Annotated in this window: 17 protein-coding genes; 8 read left to right on the forward strand and 9 right to left on the reverse strand. The window is 60.9% G+C overall.

Annotated features, from left to right (window positions below):
* Window positions 1–154: 154 nt before the first annotated feature.
* From HW554_RS05865 to HW554_RS05875, 3 genes are all read right to left on the reverse strand, one after another.
* Window positions 155–826 carry a carboxypeptidase-like regulatory domain-containing protein gene (locus HW554_RS05865; RefSeq protein ID WP_176907651.1) on the reverse strand — a complete coding sequence of 224 codons (672 nt, stop codon included), beginning with the start codon at window positions 824–826 and terminating at the stop codon, window positions 155–157.
* 176 nt (window positions 827–1002) lie between these two features.
* Complete coding sequence (locus HW554_RS05870; RefSeq protein WP_176907652.1) at window positions 1003–1668, reverse strand: hypothetical protein; 666 nt, start codon at window positions 1666–1668, stop codon at window positions 1003–1005.
* A gap of 190 nt (window positions 1669–1858) precedes the next feature.
* The gene (locus HW554_RS05875) at window positions 1859–3106 is read right to left on the reverse strand and encodes a metallophosphoesterase (RefSeq protein WP_176907653.1); all 1248 of its coding nucleotides are present in this window, start codon (window positions 3104–3106) and stop codon (window positions 1859–1861) included.
* 114 nt (window positions 3107–3220) lie between these two features.
* Between HW554_RS05875 and radC the strand changes: the two genes are divergently transcribed.
* Both radC and HW554_RS05885 read left to right on the forward strand, forming a co-directional pair.
* Entirely contained in the window at window positions 3221–3988 is a 768-nt protein-coding gene (gene radC, locus HW554_RS05880) for a RadC family protein (RefSeq protein ID WP_218134610.1), read from the forward strand.
* A gap of 165 nt (window positions 3989–4153) precedes the next feature.
* A complete protein-coding gene (locus HW554_RS05885) occupies window positions 4154–4768 on the forward strand; it encodes a DUF1684 domain-containing protein (protein WP_176907654.1) in 615 nt (204 codons plus the stop codon).
* A 179-nt stretch (window positions 4769–4947) separates the two neighbouring features.
* On the opposite strand, the gene HW554_RS05890 is transcribed toward HW554_RS05885, so the two are convergent.
* On the reverse strand, window positions 4948–7410 hold the full coding sequence (locus HW554_RS05890) for a T9SS type A sorting domain-containing protein (RefSeq protein ID WP_176907655.1): 2463 nt from the start codon (window positions 7408–7410) through the stop codon (window positions 4948–4950).
* A 308-nt stretch (window positions 7411–7718) separates the two neighbouring features.
* Here HW554_RS05890 and pheT point away from each other — a divergent pair, with 308 nt between their 5' ends.
* From pheT to HW554_RS05920, 6 genes are all read left to right on the forward strand, one after another.
* Entirely contained in the window at window positions 7719–10154 is a 2436-nt protein-coding gene (gene pheT / locus HW554_RS05895; protein ID WP_176907656.1) for a phenylalanine--tRNA ligase subunit beta, read from the forward strand.
* A 24-nt stretch (window positions 10155–10178) separates the two neighbouring features.
* Complete coding sequence (locus HW554_RS05900) at window positions 10179–10589, forward strand: hypothetical protein (protein WP_176907657.1); 411 nt, start codon at window positions 10179–10181, stop codon at window positions 10587–10589.
* Window positions 10590–10626: 37 nt separating this feature from the next.
* Complete coding sequence (locus tag HW554_RS05905) at window positions 10627–10926, forward strand: hypothetical protein (protein WP_092769557.1); 300 nt, start codon at window positions 10627–10629, stop codon at window positions 10924–10926.
* A gap of 50 nt (window positions 10927–10976) precedes the next feature.
* Window positions 10977–11267 (forward strand): cell division protein ZapA, encoded by a 291-nt coding sequence (locus tag HW554_RS05910; RefSeq protein ID WP_176907658.1) that lies wholly within the window; start codon window positions 10977–10979, stop codon window positions 11265–11267.
* A gap of 248 nt (window positions 11268–11515) precedes the next feature.
* Entirely contained in the window at window positions 11516–13213 is a 1698-nt protein-coding gene (rny, locus tag HW554_RS05915) for a ribonuclease Y (protein WP_176907659.1), read from the forward strand.
* A 168-nt stretch (window positions 13214–13381) separates the two neighbouring features.
* Window positions 13382–14152, forward strand: coding sequence for a hypothetical protein (locus tag HW554_RS05920; protein ID WP_176907660.1), 771 nt, complete (start codon window positions 13382–13384; stop codon window positions 14150–14152).
* Between the two features lie 15 nt (window positions 14153–14167).
* On the opposite strand, the gene HW554_RS05925 is transcribed toward HW554_RS05920, so the two are convergent.
* The 5 genes from HW554_RS05925 to HW554_RS05945 all read right to left on the reverse strand — a co-directional run bounded on the left by HW554_RS05925 (window position 14168) and on the right by HW554_RS05945 (window position 18573).
* Window positions 14168–14863, reverse strand: a complete 696-nt coding sequence (locus HW554_RS05925) for a hypothetical protein (RefSeq protein ID WP_176907661.1) — start codon at window positions 14861–14863, stop codon at window positions 14168–14170.
* Window positions 14864–15031: 168 nt separating this feature from the next.
* Window positions 15032–15832 carry a methyltransferase domain-containing protein gene (locus HW554_RS05930; protein ID WP_176907662.1) on the reverse strand — a complete coding sequence of 267 codons (801 nt, stop codon included), beginning with the start codon at window positions 15830–15832 and terminating at the stop codon, window positions 15032–15034.
* Window positions 15825–16979: an SRPBCC family protein gene (locus HW554_RS05935; RefSeq protein ID WP_176907663.1), complete on the reverse strand. Its 1155-nt coding sequence runs from the start codon at window positions 16977–16979 to the stop codon at window positions 15825–15827. Before HW554_RS05935 ends, HW554_RS05930 begins: the two co-directional genes overlap by 8 nt.
* 54 nt (window positions 16980–17033) lie before the next feature.
* The gene (locus HW554_RS05940; RefSeq protein ID WP_246285125.1) at window positions 17034–17540 is read right to left on the reverse strand and encodes a GbsR/MarR family transcriptional regulator; all 507 of its coding nucleotides are present in this window, start codon (window positions 17538–17540) and stop codon (window positions 17034–17036) included.
* A gap of 115 nt (window positions 17541–17655) precedes the next feature.
* Window positions 17656–18573, reverse strand: a complete 918-nt coding sequence (locus tag HW554_RS05945) for a TIGR01777 family oxidoreductase (RefSeq protein ID WP_176907664.1) — start codon at window positions 18571–18573, stop codon at window positions 17656–17658.
* Window positions 18574–18837: the final 264 nt, after the last annotated feature.

Genomic DNA, 18837 nt, shown 5'->3' on the forward strand with positions numbered 1-18837 from the left:
GGCGCGGATGGGAGAAGGGCAGGAAGTGCTGTTTCAGCAGGCATACGGCAAAAAAGCCCTTCGCGGCCAAAAGCTGGAGCCTTCCGTCAGGTCGTTAGCGTCACTTTCGGAATCACCTGTTTCCTCTGGCCCGCTACCGGCCCGCCCTACGTGCCTACTCGTAGCCGCGGTTGTCTTTGAAGTTGCGGTTGTAGCGGCGGCGCTCCTGCAGCGCCTTTTTGGCGGCTTCCTGGGCCTCAATCTCCCGTAGCTTTTCCCGCTCCTTACCGGCCCTGGAAAACTGCTCATACAGCAAACTCACGGGGCTGGCCAGGGTGGGCGTAGGGGCCTTGGGCGCCGCCGAATCGACGGGGAACATGGGCTTGGGAGCGGGCGGGCGCTTTACGGCGCTGGTGGGGGCCTTGCTGGGCCGCTTGATGTTGCGCAGGGCCCGGTCGATGAGCTCCTGGTCGGGCCGGCCTTCTACAATGCGCACTTCGCCCAGTTGCACCGTATCGGGCCGCAGCCGAATCTGGACTACGAGCTGCGAGAGGCCGGTGCCACCCAGCGGCAGCAGCCGGGGCTTGAAGCCCACGGCCCGGAAAATAAGCGTGTCGGTGCGCTGGGCGGTAACGCCGAAGTCGCCGCTGGCATCGGCCACCACGGCCAGCTGCGTGCGCCGCACCGTGATAGAGGCGCCCGGAATAGGCCGGCGCGAGCCTTCTTCCGAAATGCGGCCCGTTACGCGTACCTGCCCGGTTGCCAGCCCGGCCAGCAACAGCAGCGGCGCCAGCAGCAGCACCAGGAAACGAACAGGACCGACGGATGGGAGGGCAGAAAACAGCATCAATAGGTAAACTACGGCAGCACGGCGGGAAAATACTCCCCAGCCGCCGCTCGGTGGGCCGGCCGACAGTTGGCCATAACGCCGGAAGGAGACAAAAGAAGCCCGCACCGTTGCAGGTGCGGGCTTCTGTAGGCTAACAAATCGTCGGCCGAAAATATGCTGGCCGCCGAAAAGAATTACTTGATAACGGTTTTGTCGCCGTCTTCAGGCTTCATTTTCACGGTGCCATCGTCGCCATCCATCTTGGCCTTGTTACCCTCGGCATCTTTGATTTTTACGTCGCCGTCGGCTTTGATTTTCATTTTGCTGCCGTCTTCGCCCTTCATCTTCATTTTCTCCATATCGGAGCTGGTCATATCAGCCGATGAGCTGCCGGTCGACATATTGTCCGACGAGCTCATGGTAGTGTTGCCCATGTACCGGTCGTCGTAGTAGCTGCTGCGGCTGCTTTCGTAAGCCGAGTACTGCGTGGGGTCGGTGAACACGGTTTTCATTTCCGTGTCGGTGTTGGCGTACACGTCGCGGCGGGCGGCGGCCATGCCCATCGTGTCGGTCATGTACTTCTGGTTGAGCTCGGCCATGCGCTGGCCCCGGGTAACGTAAATGTCGCGTACGCGGGTGCGGGTCGGCTCGTCGAGCTGCATGCTGGTAGCCATGTCGGCGGCCATGCGGTCGGCCCGGCTGCTAACGGCCTCCGGCGAATAATCCATGCTGCCGGCCGTTGTGGTCGTCGTCATGGTGGTGTCGGTGGTCGTGGTGGTCGTTTCGGCGGGCGTGTTGTCGGAGCACGAGCCGAGTGTGAAAGCAGCGGCGGCCGAAAGCAGGAGCAGGGTCTTTTTCATGGGGAGAGAGTGAAATTCAGGAGAGAGAACGAATGGCGCGTATACGGCAAGGGAAGTTTTTAAGTTTAGCCGCTGCAGCACCGGGCAAGCAGTAGCCGCAAAAAGAAGCGAGTGAGCATTTCGAACAGGTAGAAACCCGCCGAAATGCCCACTCGCGCATCGTGCAGCCCCCGGGGCGAACAGCCTTCTTTTACCCGCGCCGCAGCTCAAACACGGTTATTTCGGGCAGGAAGCCCACCCGTCCGGGGTAGCCGATGAAGCCCAGGCCGGTGTTCACGTACAGGTGCTGGCGGCCCCGCTGGTACAGGCCCGCCCACTGCTTGTAGGCGTACTGCACGGGGCTCCATTTCAGAAACGACAGGTTGACGCCGAACTGCATGCCGTGGGTGTGGCCGGCCAGCATCAGGTCGATGTCGGGGTACTCCTGCACCTGCGCATCCCAGTGCGAAGGGTCGTGGGAGAGCAGGATTTTAAATGGGGCCGCGGGGTCGGCGGCGGCGTGGGCCTTGGCCAGGTCGCCGTACTGCGCAAAGCCGCGGGCACCCCAGTTCTGCACTCCGAGCAGACTGATTTTCTCGCCTTCGCGCTCAATAGTCCGGGCCTCATCGAGCAACAGGTTCCAGCCCATTTTAGCATGGTTGGCTTTGATGCGGGCCAGGTTGGCCTGCTTGGCCGGCAAGCCGCCCTCCTTGGTCCAGTCTACATAGTCGGAGTAATCGTGGTTGCCCAGTATCGAGTATACCGGTAGCTTGGCCCGGATGCCGGCCAGCGTGTTGATATGCTCCTCTACCTCGGTAGCGTAGTTGTTTACCAGGTCGCCAGTCATCACTACCAGGTCGGCGGCCTGCTCGTTGATGATGGCTACGGCCCGGCGCAGGGGCGCGAGGCTCTGAAACGAGCCGGCGTGGAGGTCGGAAATCTGGAGCATTTTGAACCCATCGAACGAGGCCGGCAGGTTGGGAAAACGCAGTACTACGCGCTTTACCGTGTAGTCGGTACGGCCCTTGAACATGCCCCAGAGCAGCGCCACAAACGGTATGGCCCCGGCAAGTAGCGCCGCTTTGCTCAGGAATTCGCTGCGCGAAATAGATGGGCCTGAGCCGGCTCCGGCCGGCCGGCCCACCAGCTGCACAACCCAGCGGCCCAGGCGCACCGCGTCTTCGAGCAGCAGCGGAACAATGACGACCATTTTGGCCGCAATAACTGCCAGCAGCACGCCGCCCAGGTAGGCTTTGTAAGAGGCATGCTCGCGGCGGTTGCTCACGGCCCACATGCCTAGCCCCCACACCAGGGCCGTAATAAACCAGTACAACACCACCGTAGTGCGGCGTACGCCAGGCGAAACCGATTGAACAAGCGTGCGAACGGCCTGGAACGCATACCACTCGGCAGCGACTATCAGGGCCAGAAATATGGGCAAAAAGAGTTTGCGGGACATAATTGAAAGCGGGCTCCCGTAAATGGGACCACAAAGTAAAGCACTGAGGCTGGCAACGGTATGCTGGGCCTCCGGATTTTAAAGTAAATTCCGGGCCTACAACAACGGTGCCCCATGCAAGAGTTTGACAAGCTGTCGGAAAACCCGGCGCCGCCCGGCCCAATCACCTCCAATGGAGCGCCAGTGCCCTATACCCCGGTCGTCAGCGGCATCAAGAGCTGGGCCGAAGAAGACCGGCCGCGCGAAAAGCTGCTTCAGAAAGGCCGCGCCGTGCTCTCGGATGCCGAGCTGCTGGCCATCCTGCTCGGTTCGGGTACCGCCAAATTGTCGGCCGTTGATGTGGCCAAGCTCGTGCTCAAAGCCGCCCAGAATGACCTCAACACGCTGGCCCGCTTCTCGGTGAAGGAGCTGATGAAGCAGAAAGGCATCGGCGAGGCCCGCGCCATTACCATTGTGGCGGCCCTGGAGCTGGGCCGCCGCCGCAAGGAAGCCGATACGCCCGCCCGCAACACCATCACCTGCTCGCGCGACATCTACCACGTGATGCAACCGCACCTGCAGGATTTGCCCCACGAGGAATTCTGGGTTATTCTGCTGAACCGGGCCAACGTGGTGATGCGCACCGTCAGCATCAGCCGGGGCGGGGTGGCCGGCACCGTGGCCGACCCCAAGCTCATCTTCAAGGAGGCGCTGGAGCAGTTGGCCAGCAGCATTGTGCTGGTGCACAACCACCCCAGCGGCAACCGCAACCCCTCGGCCGCCGATATTGCCCTCACCCGCAAGCTCAAGGAAGCCGGCCAGCTGCTCGACCTGCCCGTGCTCGACCACCTCATCTTCACTGACCAGGGCTACCATAGCTTCGCCGATGAAGGGATGCTATGAGGGGGTGAAGTAGAAACGCGAGGCGAAAAAGGGAAAGCAGGCTAAGCAAACAGGCTGGCAGAAGAGGTGGCACATTGCGTAGCAGCGTGCTTCTGCCGCCTCCGGCATGGTTTGCCACTTGTTCTTCCGACTTTTACTTCCTCGTTTACTTTTTACCTCCTTCTAGTGCGCTTCAACCCTAAACTCCTCATCGGCCTGGGCCTGCTGCTCGTGTTCGGCTACTTTGTGCAAGACCTTGTGCTGGGCCAGGACCAGTACACTGCCCGGCTGCTACAGCAGCGCGAAGCCAAGAACAACGCCTTCCGCCGGCCCAACTCCTCGCCCCTCAGCACCGAGCTGCGCCAAAGCTTCGACAGCCTCCGGTTCTACCCGCCCAACCGCGACTTCCGCCTGGAGGCGCAACTAGAGCACTTCCCGCAGCGCGACACCGTCGAAATGCCCCTCACCGACGGCAAAGCCGATAAATACCTGCGCTGGGGCCGGGCCAAGTTCATCTTCAATAAGCAGGAGTATCAACTCACGCTCTTCCTGAAGGCCGATGGTAAGGACACCACCCTGTTTGTGCCCTTCACCGACCGCACCAACGGCTTCGGCAGCTACGGCGGCGGCCGCTACCTCGACGCCTCCCTGCCCGCCGCCGCCGATACCGAAGTGCTGCTCGACTTCAACCAGGCCTATAACCCCTACTGCGCCTACTCCGCCGACTATGCCTGCCCCGTACCCCCGGCCGATAACCGCCTGAAGCTGCAAATAGAAGCCGGCGAAATGGCGTTCAAATAATGTCACTAGCTGCTGGTGCATTTCAACCCGAATGCCCAAGTTGAGGTGAAGAGTTCCAGCAAAAAGAAAAGGGCGGCCCCTCCAATGTGGAGGGGCCGCCCTTTTCTTTTTGCGCAGCTTCAGTTCGATGAAAACAAAAAGCTAACAGCTTTCAGCTAATGGCTAACAGCTCAAAACACCTACCGCTGAATCAGGATTTTGCGCGAGGCAGCATCGGCACCGTTGCCCAGGCTGAGCTGGTAAATGCCGTTGGCCAGCTGGCCCAGGTCGATGGGTAGGTTGAGGTTGGCCGTAGCGGGTACCGCCTGGCGGTACACCTCCTGGCCCAACATGTTGCGCACCACCACTTCGAGGCCGCTGGTGGGCCGGCTAAAGCTGGCCTGCACTCGGAACTGGCCCGCGCTGGGGTTCGGCGATACTACGAGGCTGCCACTGGCTTTCAGCTCCGAGGCAACGCTGGTCACCACATTGCTGACCACCACGTTGTCGATGACCCAGCCCCAGCCGAATGCGCCGGGGTCGGAGGTAAGGCGGAAGCGCAGGCGCACTTCGTCGCCCACGTTGTATTTGCTGCCCAGGTTGAAGGTATGCGGCTTAAACAACGAGGCCGAACCCACGGCAGTGGAGTTACCGGCTGCCGTAACCTTGGCGTTCCAGGCTGCCAGCCAGTCGGCCTGCAGGCGCGAATCGTAGCCGTCGGCCACAGGCTTCCAGGTAGCTCCCTGGTCGGTGCTGCCTTCTACCACTACAAAGTCGTAAAACTCTGGGGTGCCAAAGGTCGAATTGGGCTCGCCGGGCTCCACCAGCACTACTTCGTCAAACGTCATGCTCGTGTTCTTCGACGTCACCCGGATAGGCACCAGCATCTGGTAGATGCGGGTGGAGTCGTCGGTGTAGGGATGGTCGGAGTGGATAGCCGGATTGGCGAAGTCGGCGGGCTGGTTGATCCGGAAACCTTCGCCCACGAAATCGAGGGGCGTGGTGCTGTTGAAATTGTTGGTGTACGTATCCTGGGCGGGCTTGAAGCTCACCACATTCACCGTGTAGAAACCACTGGCGGGGTTCAGGGTCTGGTTGGGAGTCGTGGCCACGTCGCGAACTACAATGCGGTAGGTAAGCACGTCGCCGGCTACTACGCCCGCGGCCGTCAGGTTGCCCACAAAGTTGTTGGAAGTGCCCTGGCGGGTGAGCGTAATGGTGGGCCGGGCCACACCATTCACAAATACCTCGGCCTGTACGGTACTTACGCCCAGGTTGTCGGTGGCCTGCACCTGCAGGCTCAATGGCAGCTTATCGGCAAACACGTAGGTCGCGGCCCGGTGCTGCACGAGCGGTGCTACTGCATCGGGGCCCACCACAAACGAGTAGCGGTCGACGGTGGCCACGTTGGGCTGGTAAACAGCCGGGGCGGTATAGGTGCGCTTGGTTTCGTTATCGGTAGCCGTGATGAAGTAGCTGACGGTGTGGTTGAGGCCCGGGTTCGGAATAACGCCCTGGTAAATGTTGCCACTGGTATTGGTCATCGTAACGGCCACGGGCGCGGCGTTGTCGATGGCGTAGTTAAGCTTCACCGAGCCGGGCGTAACGGTGCCGTCGCTGATGATGGTAGCCGTAACCGGGAAGTCACGGGCCACTTCCGAGTCTTTGAGGGGCGTGGTGCGGATGGCCGTGTTGAACCAGCCCATCTCGTCGAACATTTTCAGCGTGATCGGGCCGGGGTTGTGCATGGCTTCGGCCGCGCCAATCTGGGGCGTCATCAGCGAGTTGATGTCGCCGGCGCGGTACGTGGCCTCATCGAGGTGCGAAATGCTGGAGCCGGCCGAATAGGTAGCCGGCGCGAATAGCCGGGGACGGTTGTCGTTGTTGACAGAGCGGGCCAGCGGGCTGTTGAAGTAAAGCTGCCCACTAATCAGCTGCGCGCCGAGTGCGGCCGAGCCGTTGGGGAAAGCGGGGTTGTTGGTGAGCTGCTCGCCGGCCAGGTTTTCAATATAGGTACTGAAAACCGATGGCGGGTTGCCATAAAACCCGTTGGGAGCCGTGTAGCTGGTACCGGCAATAAAGCCCAGCCCGTGGCCCAGTTCGTGCAGCACCACCGACACCAGATCGTGCTTGCCGGCCGGGGTCTTCATATCGAGCCCGTAATACCAGTTGAAGCTGCTGTTGAAACGGGTGGTAATGTCGGGGTCGGTTGGCAGGTTCAGGTCCTGTCCGCTGATTTTTTCGGCCAGGGCCACCGGATACAACACGCCAGCACGGGTAGCCCCGTTTAGGTCGCGGTAGTAGGCCGTGGGGCCGGCCGAACCCAATACGTTGGTGCCCAGCGTGGTCCAGTTGGCCTGCACCCGGATGGTCACCGGCGAAATCAGCACCGACTGCCAGATGTCAACGGCGTATTGGAAGGCGGCCTGCGCTTCGGGCGAAAAGCCGGTGTAGGTTACCTCAATTTTGACTCCGTTAACGCGGCGGCCACTACGCTGCTGCTCCAGGTAGGCGGCGGGTGGCGGCAGTTGCGTGTGCATGCTCTCGGGGCGCGCATAGCAGATGGTAGCCGGAGCGGGGGCAGAGTCGAGGGTGAACTTGGGTGTCTGGCTGAAACCAGCCAGGCTGACCAGCAATGCCGGCACGGTAAGTAACTTTTTCATCAAATAGGCAGAAATTTCACTTTGAAATTGAAGGAAGGTCCGGAAAGTTACGGCAAACATGCCATTCGTTCAACAAAAGACCCGCATTTTAAGCAGGTATAGCTGTTGAGGTTAGCCCGCGCCGGCCGGCTGCCACATATGCCAGTCGGCGTGGCGCGGCGCACCGCTTCATACCGCCCGCCCGAATCTGTACCTTTGCCCGAATTTAGTTGCCAGTAGTCAGTGGTCAGTTGCCGGTTTGTTCATCAAGCAACCCGGCAACGGCCCATTGCACCCTGGCAACTGACCACCGACCACTGGCAACTGAAATGAAGATATCCTACGACTGGCTCCGCACACTTATACCTACCGATAAACCCGCCGCCGAAATAGGGGCCCTGCTCACCGGTTCGGGGCTGGAGGTAGAAGGCATTGAGGAGCTGGAGAGCGTGCCCGGCGGCCTGCGCGGCTTGGTGCTGGGCACGGTCCTCACCCGCGAAAAGCACCCCGACGCCGACAAGCTCAGCCTGACCACCGTGGATGTGGGCGACGCCACCCCGCGCCAGATTGTGTGCGGTGCCCCCAACGTGGCCGCCGGCCAGCGCGTGGTGGTAGCCCTCGATGGCGCTATGCTGTACCCCACGGGCGGCGAGCCGTTCAAAATCAAGAAGTCGAAAATCCGGGGCGCGGCTTCCGAAGGCATGATCTGCGCCGAGGACGAAATCGGTCTGGGCCAGTCGCACGCCGGCATTATGGTGCTCGAAACCGAGCTGCCCAACGGCACGCCCGCTGCCGACTACTTCGGCCTGGGCTCCGACTCGGTGTTTGAAATAGGGCTGACTCCGAATCGGGCCGACGCGGCCTCGCACTACGGCGTGGCCCGCGAGCTGCGCGCTTTGCTGCGCCAGCCCTGCCAGCTGCCCGACGTGAGTGGCTTTAAGACCCCCGCCCAAGCGGCTGCCAACATAAACGTTACGCTGGAAGACCCTGCGGCCGCCCCGCGCTACGCCGGCCTGCTGCTGGAGAATGTGCGGGTAGCTCCCTCGCCCGAGTGGCTGCAGCGCCGTTTGCGCAGCATCGGCCTTGCCCCGATCAACAACGTAGTCGACGTCACCAACTTCGTGCTTCACGAGCTGGGCCAGCCTTTGCATGCCTTCGACGCCGACCAGCTGGCCGGCAACCACATCCGCGTGAAGCGGGCCGAAGCCGGGGAGAAGTTCATTACTCTCGATGGCGTCACGCGCACCCTGAAGGCTGACGACTTGGTCATTGCCGACACGAACGGCCAGCCGCTGGCCCTGGCCGGCGTATTCGGCGGGCAGACCTCGGGCGTGAGCGAAACCACCACCCGGGTGTTCCTGGAAAGCGCCTACTTCGCGCCGGCCGTAGTGCGCAAAACTGCCCAGACGCACCAGCTCAAAACCGACGCCTCCTTCCGCTTCGAGCGGGGCACCGACCCCAATATGGTGCCGCTGGCCCTGAAGCGGGCCGCGCTGCTGCTGCAGGAAGTAGCGGGTGCCACCGTGGCCGCGCCCGTTGTCGATGCGTATCCTACGCACATCGGTTCTACGCTGGTGCGCCTGCGCTTGCCCCGTGTGGAAAAGCTCGTCGGCCAGTTTATTGCCCCCGCCCGCATCCGCCAGATTCTTACTGACCTTGATGTCCTCATCACGGAGGAACTGACCGATGAAGCCGGCCATGAGGAATGGATTCTGTCGGTGCCGCCGCATAAGGTAGACGTGACGCGGGAGGCTGATGTGATTGAGGAGATTCTGCGCATCTACGGCTACAACCACGTGGCGCTGCGGCCCCACAACTCGGCCTCGTTCCTGGCCAAATTCCCGAACCCCGACCCCGAAATTATCCGCCAGCATGTGGCCCGGCTGTTGAGCGGGCAGGGCTTTTCGGAAATCATCACCAACTCCATCACCAACTCGCGCTACTTCGAAACCGAGGACGCGCCTGATGCCGGACTGGTGCATTTGCTCAACTTCAACAGCGCCGAGTTGAACGTACTACGGCCCAGCCTGCTGCCCAGCGGCTTGGAGGTAGTGCGCCACAACGTGAACCGCCGCCAGCGCGACCTGAAGCTCTACGAGTTTGGCAAAACCTACCGCCAGCTGCCCGATGGCAGCCATCAGGAGCAGAACCAGCTCGTTATTTACCTCACTGGCAATACGGCCGCCGAAACCTGGCAGCAGAAATCGGCCAAAAGCTCCTTCCACCAGTTGGCCGGCGCCGTGCAGCAGGTGCTGGCCGCGCTGGGCTTCCCCGAGCCCGTTTCGAAGCCCGTCGAGCACCCCTACCTGGCGGGGGGGCTCACGCTGCTGGCCCAGAACCAGCCGGTAGCCCAGCTCGGGGCCGTGTCGGCGGCCGTGCTTAAGCGCCTCGATGTGAGCCAGCCGGTGTGGTATGCCGAGCTGGATTGGGATGGCCTGATGCGCAAGTACAAGAGCCGCCTCATGGCCCAGGAGCTGCCCAAGTTCCCGGAAGTGCGCCGCGACCTGAGCCTGGTAGTCGACCGCACCGTAACCTTCGACCAGCTCCGACAGATTGCCCGCCGTGCCGAAAAGAAGCTGCTACGCCAAATCAACGTGTTCGACGTGTACGAGGGCGACAACCTGGGTGAAGGCAAGAAGTCGTACTCCGTCAGCTTCTTGCTCCAGGATGCCACCCAGACCCTCACCGACCAGGCCATCGACCAGGTGATGAACCGCCTCATTCAGCAGTTCGAGCAGCAGGCCGGCGCTGTTATCCGGCGGTAAGTATTTCACATTCCTCCTTCTAATATGGAAAAAGAGTGGAAAATGGACAAGCAGTATTGGCGCTCCATGTGGCTCAGTTCAATTGCTGAGTTGACTAATCTCGACTTACAGATTGAGAAGTGGCTAGATGCAAGCAATGCGAATCCTCATTGGGGGTACGTAGAGTTCATGTGCTGCTATTTTGATGACGTGTTCCAAGGAAGGAAATATGAGGATTTCCTATCGGATGGCTGGATTTCTGAAGCTGAGTATGATTGCGTCAAGGACTGGCATGAGTTGTTAGATGCCCATAAAGCACCTAACAACGAAAACTACAACGATCTGGCAATAGTCAATGATCTAGAATGGCGTAGAATTGTAGCTATTGGCGTGATTGCCAAAGAACAATTGATAAAACTACTGCCCTCAGACGAGGCATCTCAATTGAGGAGTTAGGATACATTTATAACTTCAAGCCACCAAAAACCAAAAAATGGCATCCACCCAGCAGCTTGCCCAACTCGACCGCCTGGAGCGGCAGGTAACCACTTTAGTGGCTGCCTATCAGCAGTTGCGCGAGGAGCTGGCCGACGCCCAGACTACTGTTCAGCAACTGCAGGCCGACGTGCGCGACCGGGAGCGAGCCATCAAGGATTTCCAGAATCAGGAGAATATCACTAAACTTGTCAATACCATAGCGACCGGGGAACCGGCCAATGTCAACGAGCTGAAACTTCGCCTGAACGAATACATCCGCGAAATAGATAAGTGCCTTGCCTATTTGAGGGAGTAATCCATACCGAACCAACCCAAACGTAACCTACCACTGCCAGCAACCTGCTGATGTCCGATCTTTCCATTAAAATCCGAATTGCTGACCGGGACTACCCCATGAAGGTAAGCCCCCAGGATGAGGAGCGCCTGCGCCTTGCAGGCCGGCTGCTAGGCGAGCGGCTGAAGGAATTTCGGGACCAGTACGGCATTCAGGACAAACAGGACCTGCTGGCCATGATTGCCTTATCGACCATGGCTGACCGCCTGAAGGTCACGACGGAAAAGGATGGGACCGATGCAGCCCTGACCGAGCGCCTGGCGCGTTTGGACGAGCTGCTATCGGGGACGGTGTTGGTCTGAACCGGCCGCCCTACGTGGGCACGGGGCCGGTTCGGCGCGAAGTAACAGCCCGGTGCGGGGCGGGGCAAACGGCCCGGCCATCGTACGGGCCTTTGGCGTTTCCAGCGGGGGCTGTGGAGTAATGGTTCTGAGCACTTGGTTGTTGGTTTATGGTTGGTAGTAGTCAGCTTTGACTCCTGCCAGACCAAAAGCAAGAACTGAAAGCTGAGAATCAGCATTCAACTTCCAATTTCAATCCCCTTAAGATCATGTCTCAAACTCTTTATATTGTTCTGGCAGCCGTGCTGGCCCTTGTGGTTGGCGTGGTGCTGGGACGCTTGCAGGCCGGCAAGGCCCGGCAGGACCATGAGGGCGACGCCCGCACCAAAGCCAAGCAGCTGCTGGCCGAAGCCGAAGTCGAAGCCACCCGCATCCGCGACGAGCGGATTCAGCAATCGAAAGACAAATTCCGTAATCTGAAGCAGGAATTTGAGCAGGAAAGCCGCCGCCAGAAACAGGCGCTCGACCAGGAGCTGACCGAGCGCCGCGCCAGCGTAGTAGAGCAGGAGCAGAGCATCAAGCAGCTCACCCAAACCACCCAGAAGCAACTCGACCAGGTACAGCGCAAGGAGCAGGAGCTTGATGCGGCCAAGGAACGCCTCGAAACCCAGGCCCAGCAGCAACGCGAAAAGCTGGAAATCCAGGAAGAAAAGCGCAAAGCGACACTTGAAACGCAGCTGGCCAAGCTCGAAACCCGCGAGCAGGAGGTAGAAACCGAGCTGCGCGAGATCCGCCAGCAGCTCACCGAGAAAATCAGCGCCATTACCAGCCAGCTCGAAGCTATTTCGGGCCTCACGGCCGCCGAGGCCCGCGAGCAGCTGGTGGAAGGCCTCAAAAACGAAGCCCAGATTCAGGCCAGTTCCTATATCAAGGATGTGGTGGCCCAGAGCAAGCTCACGGCGACCAAGGACGCCAAGAAAATTGTACTCGAAACCATTCAGCGCACCGCCGCCGAGCACGCCATTGAGAACTGCGTCAGCATTTTCAACATCGAAAGCGACGACGTAAAAGGCAAGATTATCGGCCGTGAAGGCCGCAACATCCGGGCTCTGGAAGCCGCCACGGGCGTTGAAATCATTGTGGACGACACGCCGGAGGCCATCATCATCTCGGGCTTCGACCCGGTGCGCCGCGAGGTGGCCCGCCTGAGCCTGCACCTGCTGGTGAAAGATGGTCGGATTCACCCGGCCCGCATCGAGGAGATTGTGGCCAAAACCCGCAAGAACATCGACGAGGAAATCGTGGAAATCGGGGAGAAAACCATCATCGACCTCGGTATCCACGGTCTGCACCCCGAACTGATTAAAATGGTAGGCCGGATGCGTTTCCGCTCCTCCTACGGTCAGAACCTGCTCCAGCACAGCCGCGAAGTAGCCAACCTCTGCGCCACGATGGCTGCCGAAATGGGGCTCAACGTAAAGCACGCCAAGCGTGCCGGCCTCCTGCACGATATTGGTAAAGTGAGCACCGAGGAGCCCGAGCTACCCCACGCCATTCTGGGCATGGAGATGGCCAAGAAGTACAAGGAGCACCCCGACGTGGTAAACGCCATCGGTGCCCACCACGACGAGATGGAGATGACGGCCATGATTTCGCCGCTCGTGCAGGCCTGCGACGCCATTTCGGGCTCGCGCCCGGGTGCCCGCCGCGAGATGATGGAGAGCTACATCAAACGCCTCAAGCAGCTCGAAGAAACCGCCAACGGCTTCAAGGGCGTCAATCAGTGCTTCGCCATTCAGGCCGGCCGCGAACTGCGCGTGATGGTAGATGCCGAGAACGTAACCGACGAACGCGCCGCCGAGCTGAGCTACGAAATATCCCAGAAAATCGAGAAGGAGATGCAGTACCCCGGCCAGATCAAAATCACGGTAATCCGCGAAATGCGCGCCGTGGCCTACGCCAAGTAGCCCGGTTGCATAAACCGTTTTCCACAAGAAAAGCCCGCCGGTTGCATTTCCGGCGGGCTTTTTCGTGCTTCTTGCAACCGTAAGCCACTGCGTGGGCTCCCGTAGCTACGCCCGGGTGCCTGCGCCCCGGCACTACTTCTCAGACACTCAACCCAGCCGCGCTACTTCATGCAACTGAAATCATGGCAGAAAAAGGCGCTGGCTGGTCTGGTGAGCGGCTCGCTGACGGGCTGCTCGCTGTACGTACCCATGTTGCCGGCGGCCCCGCAGATCCGGGAAAAAGGCCAGGTGGAAATCCACGGCACCTCATTTCTGAATCGGCGCTGGGAAGCTGGCGCCACTTATTCGCCCGCCAAATATGTGCTGGTGCGGGCCGCCGGGGGTATCCGCACCAGCCGGGGTGACGACAGCACTTTCGCCCGAAGCCGGCAGTACGAACTGGCGGCCGGAGGCTACTACCCACTGGGGCGGTGCTGGTTGGTGAGCGGGCTGGCTGGTTTTGGGCAGGCCCGTAGCGGCTACGCCTACTGGGACCTGGGGCCCGATAACCGCTACGCCGACCGGGAATACCGCCGCTACGAAGCCCGCTACCACCGGCTGTTTGCTGAGCTGGCCGCCTCTTACACCGACAACGGCTTCACGCTGGGCGTGGCCGGCCGCCTCACCGACGTCCGCTACGATGCCCTGACGTTCAACAACCAGCCTGTAGGCCTACGGCGGTTGCCCCGCTTTGAGCCCATGGTGTTTTGCCAGCTCGGCCGCCCCGAAGGAGCCGTTCCCTGGTTACGCGGGCAAGTAGCAGTTACCGGTTCTACCAGCCTCAACCAGCGCCCGGCCATCAGCCCATCGTTTGTGGCCAGCCAATTGGCGGAAGAGGTTCCCTGCCTGACGGTGAGCATTATTATCCTGCCGCATCTGTTTAAAGCGGGCGGCTGGTAGGTGGCGGCGACGCTGCTACTCCTCTACTACCTCAGGCAGCACAATTTCACCCTCGAATTCGCCGGAATCGGCCAGATCCTGCAACCAGTATTCCGACGAAATCAGGCGCACGGCGAAGGTACCGGGGGCATTGGAGTCGGGCGTAGCGGTCAGCTCCCAGAGGATGTTGTCGGCGGCCTCGAAGGGGGTTGAGGACTCTAGGTCGGCGGCGTAGAGGCGCTTGATGAGCGAGCGGTCGGAGAGGGCCGGGGCCAGGGCCCGCAGTGCCAGGCCAGCAGTAAGTTCTGTAGGGGCATCTGGGCCAGTGAGCTGCACGGTAGCCTCTACCAACACAGCCACGCCGTTCGGAAACTTGCCGTTGTAGGCCAGACGTAGGAGTTGGTTGGCGTCGAACAGATGACGGTGCAGGCCGATTTCCGGGTATTCCTCGAAAATCTTGTCGTTCTGCATATCGTGCGAAATCTGGTCGATCTGGCCGTCGCTCAGATCGTCGGCCAGACGGTAGCTGAGCAGCACGGTGGCGGCTTCAGAAGGGTCGAGGTCGGCCAGCGCCATCAAGGTCATTTCGCGGGTTTCAGCCTCCGAAATGGTGTCGCCGTCGGTGAAACCGGCCGCGCTCATAATGGAGCGGTAGTCAGTAAGCTGCCAGGTGCCGGGAATTTCACTCAGTGTTTCTTTGGTGGTAATGGTGGTTTTGCAGGGGATGGTCATGGACGGTTTTTAAGGCGAAGGGAACACGTAGCTTAATCGGTGGAATACCAGCTACATGCTTCCTATACGGGCCGGCGCCCCGGAGGGCGGTATAATCGTTTGCCGATTACCGTCCTCGTCCAACGGATCCTGGTTGCGTGGGAGAAACCTCGGCAGTAACCGAATTGCCTATAGTGGCTCGCTGGGTTTACGCGCCGATATCAGTACGGCGCACCCGGGCCACAGGCGCTGCTGCTGTATTTGCTCGAAGCCCGCAGCCCGCAGCGCCATGGTTAGAGCCGGCAGGTCGGGACCGGAGCGGGCATAGCGCAGTAGCGCGGCGTGGGCGGTAGCGGCGGGCCACAGCCGGCCCAGCAACCGTGGCATAGCAGCTAGGTAGTGCAGCAACAGGCCGCGCTGCCAGCCCGACGGCAGTAGCACCAGTTCGGTAAGGGCCAGCGTACCGCCTGGCTGCAGAAGCCGGGCAGCCTCCGCAGCTAAGGTAGGGTAGGCGGCTGTCGGCAGGGTTTTGAGGCCGAAGGCGCAGGTAAGGGCCGTGGCCCAGGCGTCGGGCAGCGGCGTGGCCAGCGCGTCGGCGCAGTGCAGTGTCAGCGCCGGGTTGGAGGCATGGTGGGCGGCGCGGGCCAGCATGGGGGCCGAAAAATCTATGGCGGCTACCCGCAGCCCCGGCCCAAACCGCCGCCGCAACGCCGGCCACAAGTCGGCGCCGCCAGCCATTAGGTCTACTATCACGGCTGGCAGGCTGCCGGGCGGGCGGGGCAGGGCCGCTGCCAGCCGCGCGCGCCACCACCCCAAAAGCCCGCCCGATAGCCAGGCCGCGCAGTCGTAGGTGGCGGCCAACTCATCGAAAAGGGACCGGATGCATGCTGGCTGGTAGTGCCCGGCCCGAGCGGGCAGCGCGGCCGGACGTACTGCCGGAGTAGGGACCGACGCCTGGAATGGCAGAGCCAAGAGTGCGGTGCTACTCATGGAAATTCGGGGTTGAATAAACGGTTGCCGAAGTTCCGGCTGCTGATGAACTCAATTCGACGGTTGCCAGCGGAGCAGGTGTGGAAGTGCGGTTAATGGCCGACAGGGACTCGGCGCGGTGGCCGAGGGTAGTGAGTACCTGCTCGTGCATGGCATTGAGCAGGTAGTTGCTCCACCAGTGCCAGTAAAACTGCGGGCCGATGCTGTGGCGGTAAATGGTGCGGGCTTCGAGCAGGGTGCGCCCGCCCGGCAGGGGCCGCAGCCGGAACGTACCGCTATCAACCTGGAAATAGCCATGTAAATGCGGGGCGTGGATGTCGGGGTAGGGGCTGAGCTCGCGCATGGGGGCGGGCATAGCAGGGGGCGGCACGGCAAACGTGAGGCGGCGTTCGGGTTCCCAGTCTACTACCGGCAGCCGCGCCAGCCCCTGCGAGTAGTGGCATACCAGCGTGCGTTGGCCGGTAGCGCTGTCAAGAGCAAAAGCCGTGCGCGTGGGGTACACGACTCCCGCCCGAAACCAGCCCGAGGCCGCCGGGTAGTTCGTGGGCTGCATTAGGGCGCGCCATACGGCGGCAGGCGCGGCATTCACTGTTACAGTAGTGGTAACCAGCTGCGCAACGGCCGGGGCCGGGCTAGCCGCTTCGTAGTGCTGGATGGCGGGATAGAGTAGTAGCACCACCGAAAGCAGCGGCACCGGGCGGCGGCCGCCCCCTAAATCAATCACTACACTTCCCAAGAGCACGCCGAACAGGGCCATTACCAGCGCGAACGGCAGCGCCATCACCACGCATATCAACCCCTCGCCGCGGGATAGAATAAGTAAGGCCATTGAAGTAACCACGGCCAGCACCCCCACCACTGCGCGGACCACGGGCCACATGTCGCGGCCCGCGGCGGGGTTGCGCCACTGGTTGATGATGACGGCCACAAAGCTGCAAATGAAGGGCGACAGGCAAAACAGGCTGATGCCATACGACTCGTAGCTGCCCACCGATACCCACATCAGGCCAGCTCCAACAAAACCTGCTACCATCGCCGTGCCCACTACCGACGTCCAGGCGCTGCCCCAGGCACTGGTACGCCAGGTAGGAACTGGCCGACGGTTTCGCTGCTCCTTAGCAGGTGGCTGATTTTCAGAATTTTCCATTGTGCATCTATGCTAAAACATAAAGGAAAATGCCCCGCGACCTTGGCCGGGCGGCTATAGAAAAAGGCGCATGAACTTGTCCCAGAACCAGCTGCGCTCGGCCTGCATCAGCCGGGTGAGCATTTTGTCCGACACGGTGGCCAGCTGCTGAATGTCGGTCAGCACGGAATGGAACGCTCGGTAATCGGCATCGTCGGGGTTGCCAGGCAGAGCGGCCAGTTGGTCGATGCTGGACTTCATCTGGTCCAGCTCGCGGCGCTTGCGGGCCCGAATAATGCAGCGCGTTACTTGCAGCATATCCTTCTCGGCCACGAAATACTCGCGCCGCTCGCCCGCCCGCAATTCCTTGTAAATGAGGCCCCAGTCGAGCAGTTCGCGAACCGTCTGGCTGGCATTGCCGCGCGAGATGGTAAGCTGCTCCATAATATCTTCGGTGCTCAGTGCTTCGGCACTTACCAGCAGCAGTGCGTGCACCTGGGCCAGCGTTTTGCTCACGCCCCAGCTAGAGCCCGATACGCCCCAGGTATGAATAAACTGCGCTTTGGCTTCTGCCAGACTCATGCTTGGTTCCATGCTTGGTGTTGAACTGATTGTCTGATAAATAGCGTGATACCCGAGTAGTGCTCAATGCTTCCGGATGGCCCGGATGGTATTGGCGGCTACACACGGCCCGAATTTATGCTGCTAACAAGTCGTCCAGCGCATCGGCGCACTGCGCGTAGCGGAATTCAAACCCCGAATCGAGGAGCCGTTGCGGGTACACTTTGCGGCTTTTGAGAATCAGCTCCGTTTCCGTGCGCAGTACGAACGCCCCGATTTCGAGCAGCCACCGGGGTTGCGGCAGCACCAGCCAGGGCTGCAGCCGCTCGCGCAATAGCTGGTTGAATTCGTGGTTGGGCAGCGGGTTGGGGGCGCACACGTTAAAGGCGCTGCTGGCCGTCGGCGTGTCAATCAGGAATTCCACGGCCCGGCAGAAGTCTGCTACATGAAGCCAGCTGATCCACTGCCGGCCGGAGCCCTGCGGCGAGCACAACCCCAACTTCGCCAGTCGAGCCATTACCGGAAAAGCCCCGCCATCGGGCCCCAGCACAATCGACGTGCGTAACGCCACCCGGCGCGTGGCGAGTAATTCGGTCTCGGCAAAGGCGGCCTCCCAGGCCCGCGCTACGTCCACTGAAAAACCCTCGCCAATCACGCCACCGGCCTCGGTATTGGCGGGCAGTGTGCCTGGCGTATCGGCATAGACAGTGGCAGTGGAGGAGTTGAGCCACACCTTAGGAGGTTGCTGGCATGCGGCGATGGCTCGGGCTAGCAACCGGGTGCTGTCGAGCCGGCTGGCCATAATCTGATGGCGGTTGGTAGTAGTATAGCGGCAGTCTACGGTGCGGCCGGCCATGTTCACCAGTACATCAGCGCCTTCCAGTTCGGCAGTCCAGGGCCCCAGTTCTTGGGCATCCCAGTGCGCGTACCCCGGTTGGTGCTTCGTGGTGCGGCTCAAAATCACCACCTCGTAGCCCAGGTTCTGGAAGTGTCGTTGCAGGTGCTGGCCCAGAAACCCGTTGCCGCCCGCAATTACCATTTTAGCTTGCCCCATGCCGGTTGGCGGAAGGATCAGGGGCTGGAGGGTTCCAGCGGCTGATATTTCTATCCGCTTCAAATGTATCACAAGTTTCAGTAATTATTGAAACTTGTGATACATTTTATTTTGGCTGATGATATGTCACCGTTTTTGGCTGGTACCATGTCCGTAATGAAGCTGTTTAGGAAGTACCCGGAATCAATTACAACGTCATGCTTCATCTGGCGTCCGCGTAGCCGAAGCATCTCTACCGCTTCGCTGAATGACTGTAACGAAACG

Source organism: Hymenobacter lapidiphilus, assembly GCF_013377885.1.
GTDB classification, from domain to species: Bacteria; Bacteroidota; Bacteroidia; order Cytophagales; family Hymenobacteraceae; genus Hymenobacter; species Hymenobacter lapidiphilus.

Coding starts and splice junctions, on each gene's coding strand:
- HW554_RS05865 (WP_176907651.1), bottom strand. CDS start 826: ATGCTGTTTTCTGCCCTCCCATCCGTCGGTCCTGTTCGTTTCCTGGTG.
- HW554_RS05870 (WP_176907652.1), bottom strand. CDS start 1,668: ATGAAAAAGACCCTGCTCCTGCTTTCGGCCGCCGCTGCTTTCACACTC.
- HW554_RS05875 (WP_176907653.1), bottom strand. CDS start 3,106: ATGTCCCGCAAACTCTTTTTGCCCATATTTCTGGCCCTGATAGTCGCT.
- radC (WP_218134610.1), top strand. CDS start 3,221: ATGCAAGAGTTTGACAAGCTGTCGGAAAACCCGGCGCCGCCCGGCCCA.
- HW554_RS05890 (WP_176907655.1), bottom strand. CDS start 7,410: ATGAAAAAGTTACTTACCGTGCCGGCATTGCTGGTCAGCCTGGCTGGT.
- pheT (WP_176907656.1), top strand. CDS start 7,719: ATGAAGATATCCTACGACTGGCTCCGCACACTTATACCTACCGATAAA.
- HW554_RS05900 (WP_176907657.1), top strand. CDS start 10,179: ATGGAAAAAGAGTGGAAAATGGACAAGCAGTATTGGCGCTCCATGTGG.
- HW554_RS05905 (WP_092769557.1), top strand. CDS start 10,627: ATGGCATCCACCCAGCAGCTTGCCCAACTCGACCGCCTGGAGCGGCAG.
- HW554_RS05910 (WP_176907658.1), top strand. CDS start 10,977: ATGTCCGATCTTTCCATTAAAATCCGAATTGCTGACCGGGACTACCCC.
- rny (WP_176907659.1), top strand. CDS start 11,516: ATGTCTCAAACTCTTTATATTGTTCTGGCAGCCGTGCTGGCCCTTGTG.
- HW554_RS05920 (WP_176907660.1), top strand. CDS start 13,382: ATGCAACTGAAATCATGGCAGAAAAAGGCGCTGGCTGGTCTGGTGAGC.
- HW554_RS05925 (WP_176907661.1), bottom strand. CDS start 14,863: ATGACCATCCCCTGCAAAACCACCATTACCACCAAAGAAACACTGAGT.
- HW554_RS05930 (WP_176907662.1), bottom strand. CDS start 15,832: ATGAGTAGCACCGCACTCTTGGCTCTGCCATTCCAGGCGTCGGTCCCT.
- HW554_RS05935 (WP_176907663.1), bottom strand. CDS start 16,979: ATGGAAAATTCTGAAAATCAGCCACCTGCTAAGGAGCAGCGAAACCGT.
- HW554_RS05940 (WP_246285125.1), bottom strand. CDS start 17,540: ATGAGTCTGGCAGAAGCCAAAGCGCAGTTTATTCATACCTGGGGCGTA.
- HW554_RS05945 (WP_176907664.1), bottom strand. CDS start 18,573: ATGGGGCAAGCTAAAATGGTAATTGCGGGCGGCAACGGGTTTCTGGGC.